Source organism: Hyphobacterium sp. SN044 (assembly GCF_021864465.1).
Classification (GTDB): Bacteria; Pseudomonadota; Alphaproteobacteria; order Caulobacterales; family Maricaulaceae; genus Hyphobacterium.
Genome location: NZ_JAKKUV010000003.1, coordinates 254732 through 269694 on the forward strand (window position 1 = coordinate 254732; position 14963 = coordinate 269694).

Annotated in this window: 29 protein-coding genes; all 29 read left to right on the plus strand. The window is 63.8% G+C overall.

From position 1 onward, the window contains the following. The first annotated feature begins 62 nt into the window (after window positions 1-62). The 29 genes from rpsJ to L5876_RS06605 all read left to right on the plus strand — a co-directional run bounded on the left by rpsJ (window position 63) and on the right by L5876_RS06605 (window position 14963). Entirely contained in the window at window positions 63-374 is a 312-nt protein-coding gene (gene rpsJ, locus L5876_RS06465) for a 30S ribosomal protein S10 (RefSeq protein WP_039717925.1), read from the plus strand. Window positions 375-378: 4 nt separating this feature from the next. Next, entirely contained in the window at window positions 379-1182 is an 804-nt protein-coding gene (rplC, locus tag L5876_RS06470; protein ID WP_369281013.1) for a 50S ribosomal protein L3, read from the plus strand. Continuing rightward, window positions 1179-1817, plus strand: a complete 639-nt coding sequence (rplD, locus tag L5876_RS06475) for a 50S ribosomal protein L4 (protein WP_039717927.1) — start codon at window positions 1179-1181, stop codon at window positions 1815-1817. The genes rplC and rplD overlap by 4 nt, the downstream gene beginning before the upstream one ends. Continuing rightward, on the plus strand, window positions 1817-2125 hold the full coding sequence (locus L5876_RS06480; RefSeq protein ID WP_236955324.1) for a 50S ribosomal protein L23: 309 nt from the start codon (window positions 1817-1819) through the stop codon (window positions 2123-2125). Before rplD ends, L5876_RS06480 begins: the two co-directional genes overlap by 1 nt. A 4-nt stretch (window positions 2126-2129) precedes the next feature. Continuing rightward, window positions 2130-2966, plus strand: a complete 837-nt coding sequence (rplB, locus tag L5876_RS06485) for a 50S ribosomal protein L2 (RefSeq protein WP_236955326.1) — start codon at window positions 2130-2132, stop codon at window positions 2964-2966. Between the two features lie 11 nt (window positions 2967-2977). Further along, a complete protein-coding gene (gene rpsS, locus L5876_RS06490; RefSeq protein ID WP_039717930.1) occupies window positions 2978-3253 on the plus strand; it encodes a 30S ribosomal protein S19 in 276 nt (91 codons plus the stop codon). 4 nt (window positions 3254-3257) lie between these two features. Further along, complete coding sequence (rplV, locus tag L5876_RS06495; protein WP_236955327.1) at window positions 3258-3638, plus strand: 50S ribosomal protein L22; 381 nt, start codon at window positions 3258-3260, stop codon at window positions 3636-3638. After that, a complete protein-coding gene (gene rpsC, locus L5876_RS06500; RefSeq protein WP_236955328.1) occupies window positions 3638-4342 on the plus strand; it encodes a 30S ribosomal protein S3 in 705 nt (234 codons plus the stop codon). The genes rplV and rpsC overlap by 1 nt, the downstream gene beginning before the upstream one ends. 15 nt (window positions 4343-4357) lie before the next feature. Beyond that, window positions 4358-4771, plus strand: coding sequence for a 50S ribosomal protein L16 (gene rplP / locus L5876_RS06505; RefSeq protein WP_236955329.1), 414 nt, complete (start codon window positions 4358-4360; stop codon window positions 4769-4771). Between the two features lie 12 nt (window positions 4772-4783). Next, on the plus strand, window positions 4784-4990 hold the full coding sequence (rpmC, locus tag L5876_RS06510) for a 50S ribosomal protein L29 (protein ID WP_039717934.1): 207 nt from the start codon (window positions 4784-4786) through the stop codon (window positions 4988-4990). Window positions 4991-4993: 3 nt separating this feature from the next. Further along, window positions 4994-5230, plus strand: coding sequence for a 30S ribosomal protein S17 (gene rpsQ / locus L5876_RS06515; RefSeq protein WP_236955330.1), 237 nt, complete (start codon window positions 4994-4996; stop codon window positions 5228-5230). A 37-nt stretch (window positions 5231-5267) separates the two neighbouring features. Then, window positions 5268-5636 (plus strand): 50S ribosomal protein L14, encoded by a 369-nt coding sequence (rplN, locus tag L5876_RS06520; protein WP_039717936.1) that lies wholly within the window; start codon window positions 5268-5270, stop codon window positions 5634-5636. A 2-nt stretch (window positions 5637-5638) separates the two neighbouring features. Continuing rightward, on the plus strand, window positions 5639-5956 hold the full coding sequence (gene rplX / locus L5876_RS06525; RefSeq protein ID WP_039717937.1) for a 50S ribosomal protein L24: 318 nt from the start codon (window positions 5639-5641) through the stop codon (window positions 5954-5956). Continuing rightward, window positions 5949-6509, plus strand: a complete 561-nt coding sequence (gene rplE, locus L5876_RS06530) for a 50S ribosomal protein L5 (protein WP_236955331.1) — start codon at window positions 5949-5951, stop codon at window positions 6507-6509. The genes rplX and rplE overlap by 8 nt, the downstream gene beginning before the upstream one ends. A 49-nt stretch (window positions 6510-6558) precedes the next feature. Further along, a complete protein-coding gene (rpsN, locus tag L5876_RS06535) occupies window positions 6559-6864 on the plus strand; it encodes a 30S ribosomal protein S14 (RefSeq protein WP_236955332.1) in 306 nt (101 codons plus the stop codon). Window positions 6865-6881: 17 nt separating this feature from the next. Then, window positions 6882-7280: a 30S ribosomal protein S8 gene (gene rpsH, locus L5876_RS06540; RefSeq protein WP_039717940.1), complete on the plus strand. Its 399-nt coding sequence runs from the start codon at window positions 6882-6884 to the stop codon at window positions 7278-7280. A 12-nt stretch (window positions 7281-7292) separates the two neighbouring features. Next, the gene (rplF, locus tag L5876_RS06545; RefSeq protein ID WP_236955334.1) at window positions 7293-7826 is read left to right on the plus strand and encodes a 50S ribosomal protein L6; all 534 of its coding nucleotides are present in this window, start codon (window positions 7293-7295) and stop codon (window positions 7824-7826) included. Between the two features lie 8 nt (window positions 7827-7834). Continuing rightward, window positions 7835-8188 carry a 50S ribosomal protein L18 gene (gene rplR / locus L5876_RS06550; RefSeq protein ID WP_039717942.1) on the plus strand — a complete coding sequence of 118 codons (354 nt, stop codon included), beginning with the start codon at window positions 7835-7837 and terminating at the stop codon, window positions 8186-8188. Window positions 8189-8198: 10 nt separating this feature from the next. Beyond that, a complete protein-coding gene (gene rpsE, locus L5876_RS06555) occupies window positions 8199-8792 on the plus strand; it encodes a 30S ribosomal protein S5 (protein ID WP_236955336.1) in 594 nt (197 codons plus the stop codon). A 4-nt stretch (window positions 8793-8796) separates the two neighbouring features. Further along, a complete protein-coding gene (gene rpmD, locus L5876_RS06560; RefSeq protein ID WP_039717944.1) occupies window positions 8797-8988 on the plus strand; it encodes a 50S ribosomal protein L30 in 192 nt (63 codons plus the stop codon). Between the two features lie 40 nt (window positions 8989-9028). Further along, window positions 9029-9511: a 50S ribosomal protein L15 gene (gene rplO / locus L5876_RS06565; protein ID WP_039717945.1), complete on the plus strand. Its 483-nt coding sequence runs from the start codon at window positions 9029-9031 to the stop codon at window positions 9509-9511. Between the two features lie 46 nt (window positions 9512-9557). Next, the gene (gene secY / locus L5876_RS06570; protein ID WP_039717946.1) at window positions 9558-10919 is read left to right on the plus strand and encodes a preprotein translocase subunit SecY; all 1362 of its coding nucleotides are present in this window, start codon (window positions 9558-9560) and stop codon (window positions 10917-10919) included. Beyond that, window positions 10916-11482 carry an adenylate kinase gene (locus tag L5876_RS06575; RefSeq protein WP_236955337.1) on the plus strand — a complete coding sequence of 189 codons (567 nt, stop codon included), beginning with the start codon at window positions 10916-10918 and terminating at the stop codon, window positions 11480-11482. The genes secY and L5876_RS06575 overlap by 4 nt, the downstream gene beginning before the upstream one ends. A gap of 149 nt (window positions 11483-11631) precedes the next feature. After that, complete coding sequence (gene rpsM, locus L5876_RS06580; RefSeq protein WP_039717948.1) at window positions 11632-12000, plus strand: 30S ribosomal protein S13; 369 nt, start codon at window positions 11632-11634, stop codon at window positions 11998-12000. A gap of 14 nt (window positions 12001-12014) precedes the next feature. Further along, window positions 12015-12404: a 30S ribosomal protein S11 gene (gene rpsK / locus L5876_RS06585; protein ID WP_039717949.1), complete on the plus strand. Its 390-nt coding sequence runs from the start codon at window positions 12015-12017 to the stop codon at window positions 12402-12404. A 100-nt stretch (window positions 12405-12504) separates the two neighbouring features. Next, a complete protein-coding gene (locus tag L5876_RS06590; RefSeq protein WP_236955338.1) occupies window positions 12505-13524 on the plus strand; it encodes a DNA-directed RNA polymerase subunit alpha in 1020 nt (339 codons plus the stop codon). A gap of 49 nt (window positions 13525-13573) precedes the next feature. Continuing rightward, a complete protein-coding gene (gene rplQ, locus L5876_RS06595) occupies window positions 13574-13996 on the plus strand; it encodes a 50S ribosomal protein L17 (RefSeq protein ID WP_236955339.1) in 423 nt (140 codons plus the stop codon). Between the two features lie 152 nt (window positions 13997-14148). After that, window positions 14149-14478 (plus strand): helix-turn-helix transcriptional regulator, encoded by a 330-nt coding sequence (locus L5876_RS06600; RefSeq protein WP_236955340.1) that lies wholly within the window; start codon window positions 14149-14151, stop codon window positions 14476-14478. Next, entirely contained in the window at window positions 14475-14963 is a 489-nt protein-coding gene (locus tag L5876_RS06605) for an ArsI/CadI family heavy metal resistance metalloenzyme (RefSeq protein ID WP_236955341.1), read from the plus strand. Before L5876_RS06600 ends, L5876_RS06605 begins: the two co-directional genes overlap by 4 nt.

The window sequence follows — 14963 nt, forward strand, 5'->3', positions numbered from 1 at the left end:
GCGGCGCCGGCCTTAAAATTGGCGCCGCCCTTTCGCATCTGAGGAAAGACCGGGATCGGACTATGGAACAGAGCATTCGCATCCGCCTGAAGGCATTTGATCATCGCGTCCTCGATAATTCGACGCGCGAGATCGTTTCAACGGCGAAGCGTACCGGTGCGACCGTGCGCGGCCCGATTCCGCTGCCGACGCGCATCGAGCGCTTCACGGTGAACCGGTCGCCGCACGTCGACAAGAAGTCGCGTGAGCAATTCGAAATCCGCACTCACAAGCGGATGCTGGATATCGTGGACCCCACCCCGCAGACGGTTGACGCGCTGATGAAGCTCGACCTGTCCGCTGGTGTGGACGTCGAGATCAAGCTGGGAGCGTAGAGCCATGCGCACTGGCATTATTGCAAAGAAGATGGGCATGACCCGCGTGTTCGCCGAAGACGGCGCCCACGTTCCGGTGACCGTGCTCCACATGGACGGCTGTCAGGTCGTCGCTCAGCGTACGCAGGACGTCGACGGTTATGTCGCGCTGCAACTGGGCGCCGGCGCGGCCAAGGCGAAGCGCACCTCCAAGGCGATGCGCGGCCACTTCGCGAAGGCGCAGGTCGCCCCGCGCAAGAAGCTGGTCGAGTTCCGCGTCTCGGAAGACAATCTGATCCCGGCCGGCGCCGAGCTGACCGCGGACCACTTTGTTCCGGGCCAGAAGGTGGACGTCGCCGCGAAGTCGATCGGACGCGGTTTCACCGGCGCCATGAAGCGCTGGAATTTCGGCGGTCTGCGGGCCTCGCACGGCGTGTCGGTCTCGCACCGCTCGCACGGCTCCATCGGTCAGTGCCAGGACCCCGGCAAGGTGTTCAAGGGCAAGAAGATGGCCGGTCACTACGGTGTCGAGCGCGTGACCACGCAGAACCTCGAAATCGTGCGCGTTGATGTCGAGCGCGGCGTGATCCTGGTTCGCGGAGCGGTCCCGGGCCCGAACGGCGGCTGGGTTGAAGTGCGCGACGCGGTCAAGGGTGTGAAGGCGGATGATCTGCCGCTGCCGGGCAAGTTCCGCACGCTCGACGAGAAGAATGCGCCGGCGAAGGAAGCCGCCCCGGAAACCGAAGCCCCGGCGGACGCCGAAGCTCCGGCTGAAGTGGCCGCTGCCGAGGTCCAGGCCGAGGCCGGTGAAGAGGAATCGAAGTCATGAAGGTCGAAGTGAAGACGCTCGCGGCCAAGGCTGCTGGTGATGTCGAGCTGGACGACGCGATCTTCGGGATCGCCGACATCCGGGCCGACCTCCTCCAGCGCGCCGTCCGCTGGCAGCTTGCGCGCCGCCAGCAGGGCACGCACAAGGCCAAGGAGCGCGGTGAGATCAACATCACCAAGAAGAAGTACGGCCGTCAGAAGGGCGGCGGCGGTGCGCGTCACGGTGCGCGCTCGGCCCCGATCTTCGTCGGCGGCGGCAAGGCCCACGGACCGCGCGTGCGCAGCCACGCTCACGAGCTTCCCAAGAAGGTTCGTGCGCTGGCCCTGAAGCACGCCCTGTCGTCGAAGGCCGGTTCGAAGTCGCTCTTCGTGATCGAAGACGCGGCGATGAAGGACGCCAAGACCAAGGCCGCGCGTGACGCGCTCGCCAAGCTTGGCCTGACCAACGCGCTGATCATCGACGGTGACGCGGTCGACGCGAACTTCTCGCTGGCGACCCGCAACGTTCCGCACGTCGACGTGCTGCCCGCGCAGGGCCTGAACGTCTACGACGTCCTGAAGCACGACCAGCTGGTTCTGACAAAGGCCGCGGTCGAGAAGATCCATGCGCGTCTCGGCGCAGGGGAGGCCGCGTAATGGCGACGAAGACGAAAGCGTCGGCGAAGCACTACGACGCCATCCTGGCGCCGGTGATCACCGAGAAGTCGACCCTCCTGTCCGAAGACGGGAAGGTGGTCTTCCACGTTCCGCTCTCGGCCACCAAGACCGAGATCAAGGACGCGATCGAGGCGCTGTTCAATGTCAAGGTGACGGCGGTCAACACGCTCGTGACCAAGGGCAAGACGAAGCGCTTCCGCGGCATCAAGGGCCGCCGGAGCGACGAGAAGAAAGCGGTGATCACCCTCGCCGAGGGCGACTCCATCGACGTGACCACGGGGCTGTAAGACCATGGCGCTCAAGACATTCAAACCGACCTCGCCGGGCCGCCGCGCCCTGGTGCTGGTCGACAGGACGGGCCTTCACAAGGGCGCGCCGGAGAAGAGCCTGACCGAAGGTCTGAACAAGACCGGCGGCCGGAACAACAAGGGCCGTATCACCTCCCGCCGTATGGGCGGCGGTGCCAAGAAGTCGTACCGCAAGATCGACTTCAAGCGCCGCAAGCTCGACGTCGCGGCGACGGTGCTGCGCCTGGAATACGACCCGAACCGCACCGCCTTCATCGCGCTCATCGAGTATGCGGATGGCGAGAAGAGCTACATCCTGGCTCCGCAGCGTCTGGCCGTCGGCGACGAAGTCATTGCGGGCGACCGCGTCGACGTGAAGCCGGGCAATGCCATGATGCTGAAGTCGATGCCGATCGGCACCATCATCCATAACCTGGAGATGAAGCCGGAAAAGGGTGGCCAGATTGCGCGTTCGGCGGGCTCTTATGCCCAGCTGGTCGGCCGCGACGCCGGTATCGCCCAGGTCCGCCTCATGTCGGGTGAGCTTCGTGCGATCCCGGAAAACTGCTTTGCCACGGTCGGTGCGGTGTCCAACCCGGACCACATGAACCAGAATCTCGGCAAGGCCGGTCGTAATCGTCACCTTGGCCGCCGTCCTTCGGTTCGCGGCGTGGTGATGAACCCGATCGACCACCCGCACGGTGGCGGCGAAGGCCGTACCTCGGGTGGCCGCCACCCGGTCACGCCGTGGGGCAAGCCCACCAAGGGCCGCAAGACCCGCCGCAACAAGGCGACCGATAAATTCATCATCCGCTCGCGTCACGAGCGGAAGAAACGGTAGGGAGCGCGAACATGCCGCGTTCAGTCTGGAAAGGTCCGTTCGTAGACGGATACCTCCTGAAGAAGGCCGAGGCGTCGCACGCCGAAGGCCGCAAGAAGCCGATCAAGACCTGGTCGCGCCGCTCGACGATCATGCCGCAATTCGTGGGTCTGACCTTCCAGGTCCACAACGGCAACAAGTTCATTCCCGTGCTCGTGTCCGAAGAAATGGTCGGTCACAAGCTCGGCGAATTCGCGCCGACGCGGACCTATTACGGTCACGCGGCCGACAAGAAGTCGAAGAGGTAGCGAGATGGGCAAGACCGCCAATTCCCGCCGCGTCGCCGACAACGAGGCGCGTGCCAAGCTGACGATGATCCGGATCAGCCCGCAAAAGCTGAACCTGGTCGCCGCCATGATCCGCGGCAAGAAGGTCGAGAAGGCTCTGGCCGAGCTCGAATTCTCACGCAAGCGTATCGCCGGCGATGTCCGCAAGGTGCTGCAGTCCGCGATCGCGAATGCGGAGAACAACCACAACCTCGACATCGACTCGCTGGTCGTTGCCGAGGCCTATGTCGGCAAGAATCTGGTGATGAAGCGCTGGCGCGCCCGCGCCCGTGGCCGCGCCGCCAAGATCATGAAGCCGTTCTCCGAACTCACCATCGTGGTTCGCGAAGTCGAGGAGGCCGCCTGATGGGTCAGAAGGTTAATCCGATCGGGCTTCGGCTCGGCATCAACCGCACCTGGGATTCGCGCTGGTACGCGAACACGGGCGAATACGCCGACCTGCTGCATGAGGATCTGAAGATCCGCAAGCACCTGAAGAAGCGCCTGAAGAACGCCTCGGTCTCGAAGATCATCATCGAGCGCCCGCACAAGAAGTGCACGGTGACCGTTCACACCGCCCGTCCGGGCGTGGTGATCGGCAAGAAGGGCGCCGATATTGAAGTGCTCCGCAAGGAGCTCTCGAAGATCGTTGGCGGAGAGGTCTTCCTCAACCTCGTCGAGGTGCGGAAGCCGGAAATCGACGCCAATCTGGTCGCCGAGTCGATCGCGCAACAGCTCGAGCGCCGCGTGGCTTTCCGCCGTGCGATGAAGCGTTCGATGCAGACCGCGATGCGCATGGGTGCCAAGGGCTGCAAGATCATCTGTGCCGGCCGTCTGGGCGGCGCGGAAATCGCGCGGACCGAGCAGTACAGCGAAGGTTCGGTGCCGCTGCACACGCTGCGCGCCGACATCGACTACGGCACGGCCGAAGCCGAAACGGCGATGGGCATCATCGGTATCAAGGTCTGGATCTACAAGGGTGAGATCCTGGAGCACGATCCGCTGGCCCAGGAACGCCGCCTGCAGGAATCCGGCGAGCAGCGTGCCCGTTCGGGCAGCCGCGCCGCGTAAGGGACGAGACACGTTATGTTGCAGCCGAAGCGCACAAAGTTCCGCAAACAGCACAAGGGCCGGATCCACGGACTGGCCAAGGGTGGCTTTTCGCTGAACTTCGGCTCCTATGGCCTCAAGGCCATGGAACCGGAACGCGTCACCGCCCGCCAGATCGAAGCGGCCCGCCGCGCCGTCACCCGCCACATGAAGCGGGCTGGCCGGGTGTGGATCCGTATCTTCCCGGATGTGCCGGTTTCGAAGAAGCCGACCGAAGTCCGGATGGGTAAGGGCAAGGGTTCGCCCGAGTTCTGGGTGGCCAGGGTCAAGCCGGGCCGGATCATGTTCGAGATCGACGGTGTGCCGGATGCGGTGGCGCGTGAAGCGCTTTCGCTCGGCGCCGCCAAACTGCCGGTCAAGACCAAGATCGTCTCCCGGATCGGCGAGTAAGGAGTGAGTTCGATGAATACCGCCGATATCCGCGGAATGACGGACGATCAGCTGAAGGACGAACTCCTGAAGCTGAAGAAGGAACAGTTCAACCTGCGCTTCCAGGGGGCCTCGGGCCAGCTGGAAAACACGGCGCGGATCCGTCAGGTGCGCCGCACGATTGCGCGCGTCAAGACGGCCCAGACCGAGCGCGCCGCGCAAGCGAAGAAAGGGAGCTAGGCGATGCCGAAGCGAATTCTGCAAGGCGTCGTGGTCAGCGACAAGGGCGACAAGACCGTGGTGGTCCGCATCGAGCGGACCTACCTGCACCCGCTGCTTCGCAAGACGGTGCGCCGGTCCAAGCGCTATCACGCGCACGACGAGAAGAACAATTTCAAGGTGGGCGACCGGGTCCAGATCCAGGAATGCCCCCCGAAGTCGAAGCTCAAGCGGTGGGAGGTCGTCGCCACGGAAGCCTGAGGGCCTTCGTGACGACGCTCCGTAAGGGAGAAACGCAATGATCCAGATGCAATCCAATCTGGACGTGGCCGACAATTCCGGCGCCCGCCGCGTGCAATGCATCAAAGTGCTTGGCGGTGCCAAGCGCCGTTATGCCCACGTCGGCGACACGATTGTCGTGTCCGTCAAGGAAGCGATCCCCCGGGGTCGCGTGAAAAAGGGCGAGGTCCGCAAGGCCATCGTCGTGCGCGTCCGCAAGGACATCAAGCGCAAGGACGGTTCGGTCATCCGCTTCGATTCGAATGCGGCGGTCCTGATCAACAACAATGGCGAGCCGGTCGGCACGCGCATCTTCGGCCCGGTTCCCCGTGAACTGCGCGCCAAGAAGCACATGAAGATCGTCTCGCTGGCTCCGGAGGTTCTGTAGTCATGGCTGCGAAGATCAAGAAGGGCGACAAGGTCGTCGTTCTCACCGGCCGCGACAAGGGCAAGTCCGGTGAAGTCCTGAAGGTGATGACGGCGGAAAACCGCGTCCTCGTCTCCGGGGTGAACATGGTGAAGCGCCACAATCGTCCGACCCAGCAGTCGGCCGGCGGCATTGAAACGAAGGAAGCCCCCATCCACGTCTCCAACGTGGCGCTGACCGACCCCAAGTCGGGTGAGCCCACGCGCGTCGGTTTCACGACGCTGAAGGACGGCAAGAAGGTGCGGGTGGCCCGGAAGTCCGGTGAGGTCATCGATGGCTGACGTCAAGGAATACACGCCGCGTCTGCGCGAGCGCTACAACGCGCAAATCGTCGCCCAGATGAAGGAAAAGTTCGGCTACAAGAACCCGATGGAAGTCCCGCGGGTGACCAAGATCGTCATCAATATGGGTGTCGGTGAGGCCACGCAGGACTCCAAGAAGATCCAGGGTGCGTTCGAAGACCTTCAGCGCATCGCGGGTCAGAAGCCGATCAAGACGATCGCCCGCACGTCCATCGCCGGCTTCAAGCTGCGCGAAGACATGGCGATCGGCGTCAAGGTCACGCTGCGGCAAGACCGCATGTGGGAATTCATGGACCGCCTGGTCACGATCGCGCTGCCGCGCGTTCGCGACTTCCGCGGCCTGAATGCAAAGAGCTTCGACGGCCGTGGCAACTTTGCCATGGGCCTGAAGGAGCACATCGTTTTCCCGGAGATCGACTACGACAAGGTCGAGAAGGTTCGCGGGATGGACATCGTGGTCTGTACGACCGCGAAGACGGACGAAGAAGCGAAGGCCCTGTTGGCCGAGCTCGATTTCCCGTTTTCGAGCTAACGCAACAGGTGGGCGGGTCCGTGGTGGGCCCGCGCGCAGGAGGAATTAAATGGCGAAGACAAGTGCCATCGAACGTAACCGCAAGCGCCAGGCTCTCGCCAAGCGCTACGCGGCGAAGCGTGCCGAACTGAAGGCGATTGCGCGTGATACCGACCGGCCGGTCGAGGAACGCTTTGCGGCCCAGCTGAAGCTGGCCGATCTGCCCCGCAACTCCGCCCCGAACCGGGTGCGGAACCGTTGCGAGGTGACGGGTCGTCCGCGTGCGTTCTATCGCAAGCTGAAGATGTCGCGTATCGCGCTGCGCGAACTGGCCAATAACGGGATGGTTCCCGGCATGGTCAAGTCGAGCTGGTAACCGGGAGAGATTGAGCCATGTCGATGAACGATCCTCTCGGCGATATGCTGACCCGTATCCGCAATGCGCTGATGCGCAACAAGCGGACGGTCACCACGCCGGCGTCGGAACTCCGCCGCCGCGTGCTCGACGTGCTTCAGTCGGAAGGCTACATCCGCGGCTACGCCGCCGTGGAGCATGCCGACGGCAAGCGCGAGTTCGAGATCGAGCTGAAGTATTTCGAAGGTGAGTCCGTGATCGGCGAAATCCGCCGTGTCTCCAAGCCGGGCCGCCGTGTGTATTCCAAGGTGAAGGACCTGCCGCTTGTTGCGAACGGGCTCGGCATCGCCATCGTCTCCACGCCGAAGGGTGTGATGAGCGATGCGACCGCGCGCGAGAACAACGTCGGTGGCGAGATCCTCTGCCACATCAGCTAACGGGAGCCGGATATGTCGCGTATCGGAAAACTGCCGGTTGCCATCCCGTCGGGCGTCGAGGTCAACCTGAACGGACAGGACCTGTCCGTGAAGGGGCCGAAGGGCACGCTCGGTCTGACCCTGGTTGACGATGTCAGCGCCTCCAAGGGCGATGAAGGCATCCAGATCACGCCGAAGGACGAGTCCAAGCGCTCCCGTGCGATGTGGGGCATGAGCCGCGCGCTCGTTGCCAACCTCGTTCACGGTGTGACGGAAGGCTTTACCCGGACGCTCGAACTGGAAGGCGTCGGTTACCGCGCCGCCATGCAGGGCAACGACCTGAAGCTGGCACTCGGTTTCAGCCACGACGTGATCTACAAGGCGCCGCAAGGCATCCAGATCGCCACGCCGAAACCGACGGAAATCATCATTACCGGGGCCGACAAGCAGCAAGTCGGTCAGGTTGCCGCGGAAATCCGCCGGTTCCGTTCGCCGGAGCCCTACAAGGGCAAGGGCGTGCGCTACCAGGGCGAATACATCCGCCGCAAGGAAGGCAAGAAGAAGTAGGCCGGGCCATGAAGAGCACTCACCACCAGCACCTGCGCCGCGAGCAACGCAACCGCTCGCGCCTCCGCAAGGTCGCGAACGGTCGCCCGCGTCTGTCGGTCTTCCGTTCCTCGAAGCACATCTACGCCCAGATCATCGACGATCTGGACGGCAAGACGCTGGCGTCCGCCTCCACCGTGGAGAAGGACAATTCCGCCAAGGGCGCGACGATCGATGGCGCGTCGGAAGTCGGCAAGCGTCTGGCCGAGCGTGCGGTGAAGGCGGGCGTCAAGGACGTCGTCTTCGATCGCGGCGGCTACATCTTTCACGGGCGCGTCAAGGCGCTCGCCGATGCCGCTCGCGAGGGCGGTCTGAATTTCTAGGGAGCGACCAATGGCACGCAATGAAGAAAACCGCGGCCGTGGCGGCCGCAATCGCGGCCGGGATCGCGAGGAGCAGGCCGACGAACTCGTCGACAAGCTAGTCCACATCAACCGCGTCGCGAAGACGGTGAAGGGCGGCCGGAACTTCCAGTTCGCCGCGCTCGTCATCGTCGGTGACCAGAAGGGCCGCGTCGGCTTCGGTCAGGGCAAGGCCCGCGAAGTGCCGGAAGCGATCCGCAAGGCGACCGACGAAGCCAAGAAGTCGATGATCCGCGTTCCGCTGCGCGAAGGCCGTACGCTGCACCTCGACACCCCGGGCCGTCACGGCGCCGGCAAGGTGATCCTGCGCGCTGCCCCTCCGGGCACGGGCGTGATCGCCGGCGGTCCGATGCGCGCCGTTCTCGAAACGCTCGGCGTCCAGGACGTCGTAGCGAAGTCGACCGGCACGTCGAACCCGTACAACATGATCCGGGCCACGTTTGACGCCCTGAAGCGTCAGCGCAGCCCGCGTTCGGTTGCCGCCAAGCGCGGTCTGAAGGTTGGCGACATCGTCGCCCGCCGCAATGACGGTGCTTCGGCTCCGGAAGCGATCGAGGCTCAGTAGGACCATGGCCGCGAAGAAAACCACGATCCGCGTTCGTCAGACGGGAAGCGCCATCCGCCGCCCGGACGTCCAGCGGAAAATCCTCACCGGTCTCGGCCTCGGCCGCATCGGCAAGGAAAAAGAACTCGAAGACACCCCGGCCATCCGCGGCATGATCGCCAAAGTGGCCCACATGGTGACAGTGATCGAAGGATAGGACCCGGTTTCCGGGTCCGCTTCCTTTGGAGGAAAACGATATGCGTCTCAATGATTTGCGCGATAACGAGGGCGCCACGAAGAACCGGATGCGCGTTGGACGCGGCATCGGTTCGGGCAAGGGCAAGACTGGCGGCCGCGGCGTGAAGGGTCAGAAGGCCCGTTCCGGCGTCGCGATCAAGGGCTTCGAGGGCGGTCAGATGCCGCTCCACATGCGCCTGCCGAAGCGCGGCTTCAACAAGCCGAACCGTCTGAAGTTCGCCGAGATCAATCTCGGCCGTCTCCAGAAGGCGATCGACGCCAAGACGATCGACGCCAAGAAGGCGATCGACGCGGCGTCCCTGGTCGAGGCCGGTGTTCTCCGTCGTGCACATGACGGTCTGCGCCTCCTTGCGAAAGGCGAGCTGAAGACCAAAGTCCAGATCACCGTGGCGGGCGCCTCCAAGGCGGCGGTCGAAGCGGTCGAGAAGGCTGGCGGATCGGTGACGATCAACGCGCCGGCGCGGACCGAGGCCGCGGAGTAGGCCAAGGCCGGGTTACTGGGTCGAAGCCGCTTCCTGAGGGGACATCATGGCATCCGCTGCTGAACAGCTTGCGCAGAACATCAATCTCGGATCCTTCGCCAAGGCGAAGGAGCTGCAGAAGCGTATCCTGTTCACCCTGGGTATCCTGGTGGCCTATCGCATCGGCACCTACATCCCGGTGCCGGGCATCGACCCGGTCCAGTACGCGTCCGTCTTCCAGAACCAGCTCGGGGGCAATAACGGCATCCTCGGGATGGTGAACATCTTCGCGGGCGGTGCCGTGGAGCGCATGGCGATCTTCGCGCTCAACGTGATGCCCTACATCTCCGCGTCCATCATCATGCAGCTGATGGCCGCGACGATCCCGTCGCTGGAGAAGCTGAAGAAGGAAGGCGGCGAGGCCGGCCGCAAGCAGATCAACCAGTATTCGCGCTATCTGACGGTCTTCCTGGCAGCGGCGCAGGGGCTGGCGATCGCGCTTTCGATGATCCGTCCGGATCCGTCGACCGGTGCGACGATCGCGCTTGAGCCTGGAATGTTCTTTGTCGTCACGACGGTCACAACCTTCGTCGGCGGCACCATGCTCCTCCTGTGGATGGGCGAGCAGATCACTGCGCGCGGCGTCGGCAATGGCGTGTCGCTGATCATCTTCACCGGCATCATCACCGTGCTGCCGGGCACGCTGTTCGGTCTCCTGCAGCAGGCGGAGCAGGGCGCGATCGGGGCCGGCACGGCCTTCCTGATCCTCGCGCTGATGATCGCCACCGTCATCTTCGTCGTCTTCATCGAGCGTTCGCAGCGCCGGATCCTCGTGCAGTATCCCAAGCGCCAGATGGGCTCGCGCATGGTCGGGGGCGAAACCTCCTTCCTGCCGCTGAAGCTGAACACGGCGGGCGTGATCCCGGCGATCTTCGCGACCTCGCTGCTGCTTCTGCCGGCGACGATTGCGAGCTTTGCCTCGCAGACGAATATCGAATGGCTGCAGACGATGGCGGCGGTGCTCGGCCGTGGTCAGCCGGCCTTCCTCATTCTCTATGCCGCGCTGATCATCTTCTTCACCTTCTTTTACACGTCGATCGTCTTCAATCCGGAAGATACGGCCGACAATCTGCGCAAGTATGGCGGCTTCCTGCCGGGCATCCGTCCGGGCAAGCGGACCGCGGAATATCTCGACTACGTCCTGTCGCGTCTGACCGTGATCGGTGCGATCTACCTGACCATCGTCTGCCTGGTGCCGGAATTCATTCGCGGCCCGGCGTCGGCGGTGACGTTCGCACTCGGCGGCACGTCGATCCTGATCGTGGTGTCGGTGACGCTCGACACGGTCGGCCAGATCCAGTCCCACCTGCTGGCACACCAGTATGAGGGCCTGATCAAGAAGACCAAGCTGCGGGGACGGCGTCGATGAACCTCGTCCTGTTCGGACCTCCGGGCTGCGGCAAGGGCACGCAAGCCAAGCGTATCGTGGCGGAACGGGGCTGGGTCCAGCTCTCGACCGGTGACATGCTGCGCGCGGCCAAGTCGTCCGGATCGGAACTCGGCCAGCGGGTCGCGGGCATCATGGATCGCGGCGAACTTGTTTCCGACGAGATCGTCATCGCGCTGATCGAAGAGCGCCTTCCCGAGGCCGAGGCCGCGGGCGGTGCGATCTTCGACGGCTTCCCGCGCACGGTCGCCCAGGCCGAAGCGCTCGACCGGCTTCTGCAAAGCCGGGGCGCGAAGGTGGATGTGGTCATCCGCCTGACCGTCGATGAGGACGAGCTGGTCCAGCGCGTGGTGCGCCGGGCCGAGCAGGAGAATCGCCCGGACGATACGCCCGAGGTGATCCGTACGCGGCTCGCCGTCTACAACGCACAGACCGCGCCGCTCATCCCCTACTACGAAGAAAAGGGGATTGTGCGCGAGGTCAATGGAATGGGCACGATGGACGAAGTGGCAGGCGCCATTTCCCGCGTGCTGGATAAAGGTTGAAAACTGGCTGTCGTCCCGGTTGACGGGACGAGGGTCGAGACTATAGATAGCGCCCTTCGCGAAACGGGCGGCACGCGGCCGGCTCCCACCAGTGGGAACCGGGCAAGGGCCTGACCCGTGATTGGCGCGACCAAGGTAAGGAGAGCATCGTGGCCCGCATCGCCGGCGTCAATATTCCGACGAACAAGCGCGTGGAAATCGCACTGCGCTATATCCACGGCATTGGTCCCGCCAAAGCGAAAGAGATCTGTGAAAAGGTCGGCATCGCTTCGGACCGCCGTGTCAACGACCTGACGGATGCGGAAGTTCTGCAGATCCGCGAAACCATCGACCGTGACTACATGGTCGAGGGCGATCTGCGCCGTGAAGTCGCGGTCAACATCAAGCGGCTTATGGACCTCGGTAACTACCGTGGTCTGCGTCATCGCCGGGGTCTGCCGGTCCGCGGTCAGCGCACGCACACCAATGCGCGCACCCGCAAGGGCCCGGCGAAACCGATCGCCGGCAAGAAGAAGTAAGGCTGAGGGCTGAGATGGCTAAAGAACCGCAAAAAGTCCGCAAGCGCGAACGGAAGAATATCATTTCCGGCGTCGCGCATGTGAACGCCAGCTTCAACAACACGATGATCACCATTTCGGATGCCCAGGGGAATACGATTTCCTGGTCGTCCGCGGGTGCCAACGGGTTCAAGGGTTCGCGCAAGTCGACCCCGTACGCCGCGCAGATCGCCGCCGAGCAGGCCGGCCGCAAGGCGATGGACCACGGCATGAAGACGCTGGAAGTGAACGTGTCCGGTCCGGGTTCGGGCCGCGAGTCCGCGCTGCGTGCGCTGCAGTCCATCGGGTTCACGCTGACGACGATTCGCGACGTCACGCCGATCCCGCACAATGGCTGCCGTCCGCCGAAGCGCCGCCGCGTCTAGTATCTCCAGGGGACCGCGCCACGCGCGGTCCGTTGGCGACCGGATTACATCGCGCGAGCGGGCAGGGCCCGTCACCGCGCGCGAGAGAGAGGCAAGACCCGTGATCGAGAAGAATTGGCAAGAGCTGATCCGTCCGATGAAGCCCGAAGTGAAGTCGGGCCACAACCCGGAACGGAACGCGACGATCGTCGCGGAACCGCTGGAGCGCGGTTTCGGCATGACGCTCGGTAACGCGCTGCGCCGCGTGCTGCTGTCGTCGCTGCAGGGCGCGGCCGTCACCGCGCTGCAGATCGATGGTGTCGTGCACGAATTCTCGTCGATTCCGGGCGTCCGCGAAGACGTCACGGACATCGTCCTGAATATCAAGCAGGTCGCCCTGCGCATGCATGGCGAAGGCCCGAAGCGCGTCGTTCTGCGCAAGTCGGGTCCGGGCGAAGTGACCGCCGGCGACATCGAAGAGACGGCGGACATCGAAGTGGTCAACAAGGACCACGTGATCTGCACGCTCGACGAGGGTGCCGAAGTCCGCTTCGTGCTGACCGTCAACACCGGCAAGGGCTATGTCCCGGCCGAGCGCAACCGTCCGGAAGACGCGCCGATCGGCCTCATTGCCGTCGACTCGCTCTACAGCCCGGTCAAGCGCGTCGCCTACCGCGTGGAAAACACCCGCGAAGGCCAGGTGCTGGACTATGACAAGCTGATCCTGGACGTCGAAACCAACGGCACGATCAAGCCGGAAGATGCCGTGGCCTATGCCGCGCGCATCCTGCAGGACCAGTTCCAGATCTTCATCAACTTCGAGGAAGCCGTCGAGAAGCGGACCGCCGAGGACGACCGTCCGGAGCTGGACTTCAATCCGGCGCTGCTGAAGAAGGTGGACGAGCTCGAACTGTCGGTCCGTTCGGCCAACTGCCTGAAGAACGACAACATCGTCTATATCGGCGACCTGATCCAGAAGTCCGAGGCGGAAATGCTCCGCACCCCGAACTTCGGCCGCAAGTCGCTCAACGAGATCAAGGAAGTTCTCGCCCAGATGGGTCTCCACCTGGGTATGGAAGCGCCGAACTGGCCGCCGGAGAACATCGAAGAGCTCGCCAAACGTTTTGAGGAACACGTCTGATCCCGCGTCCGCGAGGACCCGGTAGTTCGGACCATCAGGAGTATTCGCCATGCGTCACGGCGTCGCCCATCGCAAGCTCGGCCGCACCACGTCTCACCGTCACGCCATGTTCGCCAACATGGCCGCGTCGCTGATCGAGCACGAGCAGATCGTCACCACCTTGCCGAAGGCCAAGGAACTGAAGCCGATCATGGACAAGCTCATCACGCTCGCGAAGCGCGGTGACCTCCATGCCCGCCGTCAGGCCATTTCCAAGGTTCGCGACACGGCGCAGGTCGCCAAGCTGTTCGAAACGCTTGGCCCGCGCTACGCCGAGCGCAATGGCGGCTATACGCGCGTGCTGAAGGCCGGTTTCCGCCATGGCGACAATGCCGCCCTGGCCGTGATCGAGCTCGTTGACCGCGATCCGGAAGCCCGTGGCGCCGCCGATCGCGCCCGCATGGCCGAAATGGATGCGTCCGCGGACGAATAGTCCGGCGCGACGGACACCGATCGCCGCCCATCGGCGGCCGCAGAACGCCCTTCCCGAAACCGGGGAGGGCGTTTTCGATTCCGGCGGCAAGACGCAGCGGCACCAGCAGCCAGCCTCTTGTCATCTCCATAAATTTCGATATATCGAGAATTATGGAAACATTAAATGCGATCGAGGCGCTTGGCGCTCTCTCACAGGAAACCCGGCTTGAGGCTTTCCGGACGCTTGTCCGGCACGAGCCGGAGGGATTGCCGGCTGGCGAGATCGCCCGCCATCTGTCCGTGCCGCAGAACACGATGTCCACCCACCTCGCCATTCTGGTGAATGCGGGGCTGGCGGTATCGCGCCGCGAAGGGCGGTCGGTCGTCTACCGGGCGCGTCTCGCCACAATGGAAGGGCTTGTCAGCTACCTGTTGAAGGATTGCTGCCAGGGACAGGCCTGTCTCCCCACTATCGAAACCACAAAAGGACAATGCCGATGAAACGCATGCACATGCATCTGTCGGTTCAGGATCTGGAACGCAGCATTGCGTTCTACTCACACCTGTTCGGTTCAGAACCCACCGTCCGGAAGGGCGATTATGCGAAATGGATGCTCGACGACCCGCGGGTGAATTTCGCAATCTCCGTTCACGAGGGTGCGAAGACGGGCATTGAGCATGTCGGGCTTCAGGTCGAGACCGAAGCCGAGCTGTCCGAAGTCTATGGCCGGATCCACGAAGCGGGTCAGCCCTTCCTCGAAGAGGGAAAGACGACCTGTTGCTATGCGAAGTCGGAGAAAGGCTGGGTGGCCGATCCCGACGGTGTGCTGTGGGAAGCGTTTCTGACCACGGGCGAGTCGACCGTTTATGGCGACCGCGTCCAGGTGGCCAACGCGGCCGCGGCGATCCTTGACGACCAGACGCCTCAGGGCGTGTGCTGTCCGCCCAAAACCGAACGCGCTGCCGATGCGCCGTGTTGCGGATAG

Excerpts from the sequence above, each read along its gene's own strand:
- rpsJ (WP_039717925.1), top strand. The coding sequence starts at position 63 with ATGGAACAGAGCATTCGCATCCGCCTGAAGGCATTTGATCATCGCGTC.
- rplC (WP_369281013.1), top strand. The coding sequence starts at position 379 with ATGCGCACTGGCATTATTGCAAAGAAGATGGGCATGACCCGCGTGTTC.
- rplD (WP_039717927.1), top strand. The coding sequence starts at position 1,179 with ATGAAGGTCGAAGTGAAGACGCTCGCGGCCAAGGCTGCTGGTGATGTC.
- L5876_RS06480 (WP_236955324.1), top strand. The coding sequence starts at position 1,817 with ATGGCGACGAAGACGAAAGCGTCGGCGAAGCACTACGACGCCATCCTG.
- rplB (WP_236955326.1), top strand. The coding sequence starts at position 2,130 with ATGGCGCTCAAGACATTCAAACCGACCTCGCCGGGCCGCCGCGCCCTG.
- rpsS (WP_039717930.1), top strand. The coding sequence starts at position 2,978 with ATGCCGCGTTCAGTCTGGAAAGGTCCGTTCGTAGACGGATACCTCCTG.
- rplV (WP_236955327.1), top strand. The coding sequence starts at position 3,258 with ATGGGCAAGACCGCCAATTCCCGCCGCGTCGCCGACAACGAGGCGCGT.
- rpsC (WP_236955328.1), top strand. The coding sequence starts at position 3,638 with ATGGGTCAGAAGGTTAATCCGATCGGGCTTCGGCTCGGCATCAACCGC.
- rplP (WP_236955329.1), top strand. The coding sequence starts at position 4,358 with ATGTTGCAGCCGAAGCGCACAAAGTTCCGCAAACAGCACAAGGGCCGG.
- rpmC (WP_039717934.1), top strand. The coding sequence starts at position 4,784 with ATGAATACCGCCGATATCCGCGGAATGACGGACGATCAGCTGAAGGAC.
- rpsQ (WP_236955330.1), top strand. The coding sequence starts at position 4,994 with ATGCCGAAGCGAATTCTGCAAGGCGTCGTGGTCAGCGACAAGGGCGAC.
- rplN (WP_039717936.1), top strand. The coding sequence starts at position 5,268 with ATGATCCAGATGCAATCCAATCTGGACGTGGCCGACAATTCCGGCGCC.
- rplX (WP_039717937.1), top strand. The coding sequence starts at position 5,639 with ATGGCTGCGAAGATCAAGAAGGGCGACAAGGTCGTCGTTCTCACCGGC.
- rplE (WP_236955331.1), top strand. The coding sequence starts at position 5,949 with ATGGCTGACGTCAAGGAATACACGCCGCGTCTGCGCGAGCGCTACAAC.
- rpsN (WP_236955332.1), top strand. The coding sequence starts at position 6,559 with ATGGCGAAGACAAGTGCCATCGAACGTAACCGCAAGCGCCAGGCTCTC.
- rpsH (WP_039717940.1), top strand. The coding sequence starts at position 6,882 with ATGTCGATGAACGATCCTCTCGGCGATATGCTGACCCGTATCCGCAAT.
- rplF (WP_236955334.1), top strand. The coding sequence starts at position 7,293 with ATGTCGCGTATCGGAAAACTGCCGGTTGCCATCCCGTCGGGCGTCGAG.
- rplR (WP_039717942.1), top strand. The coding sequence starts at position 7,835 with ATGAAGAGCACTCACCACCAGCACCTGCGCCGCGAGCAACGCAACCGC.
- rpsE (WP_236955336.1), top strand. The coding sequence starts at position 8,199 with ATGGCACGCAATGAAGAAAACCGCGGCCGTGGCGGCCGCAATCGCGGC.
- rpmD (WP_039717944.1), top strand. The coding sequence starts at position 8,797 with ATGGCCGCGAAGAAAACCACGATCCGCGTTCGTCAGACGGGAAGCGCC.
- rplO (WP_039717945.1), top strand. The coding sequence starts at position 9,029 with ATGCGTCTCAATGATTTGCGCGATAACGAGGGCGCCACGAAGAACCGG.
- secY (WP_039717946.1), top strand. The coding sequence starts at position 9,558 with ATGGCATCCGCTGCTGAACAGCTTGCGCAGAACATCAATCTCGGATCC.
- L5876_RS06575 (WP_236955337.1), top strand. The coding sequence starts at position 10,916 with ATGAACCTCGTCCTGTTCGGACCTCCGGGCTGCGGCAAGGGCACGCAA.
- rpsK (WP_039717949.1), top strand. The coding sequence starts at position 12,015 with ATGGCTAAAGAACCGCAAAAAGTCCGCAAGCGCGAACGGAAGAATATC.
- rplQ (WP_236955339.1), top strand. The coding sequence starts at position 13,574 with ATGCGTCACGGCGTCGCCCATCGCAAGCTCGGCCGCACCACGTCTCAC.
- L5876_RS06600 (WP_236955340.1), top strand. The coding sequence starts at position 14,149 with ATGGAAACATTAAATGCGATCGAGGCGCTTGGCGCTCTCTCACAGGAA.
- L5876_RS06605 (WP_236955341.1), top strand. The coding sequence starts at position 14,475 with ATGAAACGCATGCACATGCATCTGTCGGTTCAGGATCTGGAACGCAGC.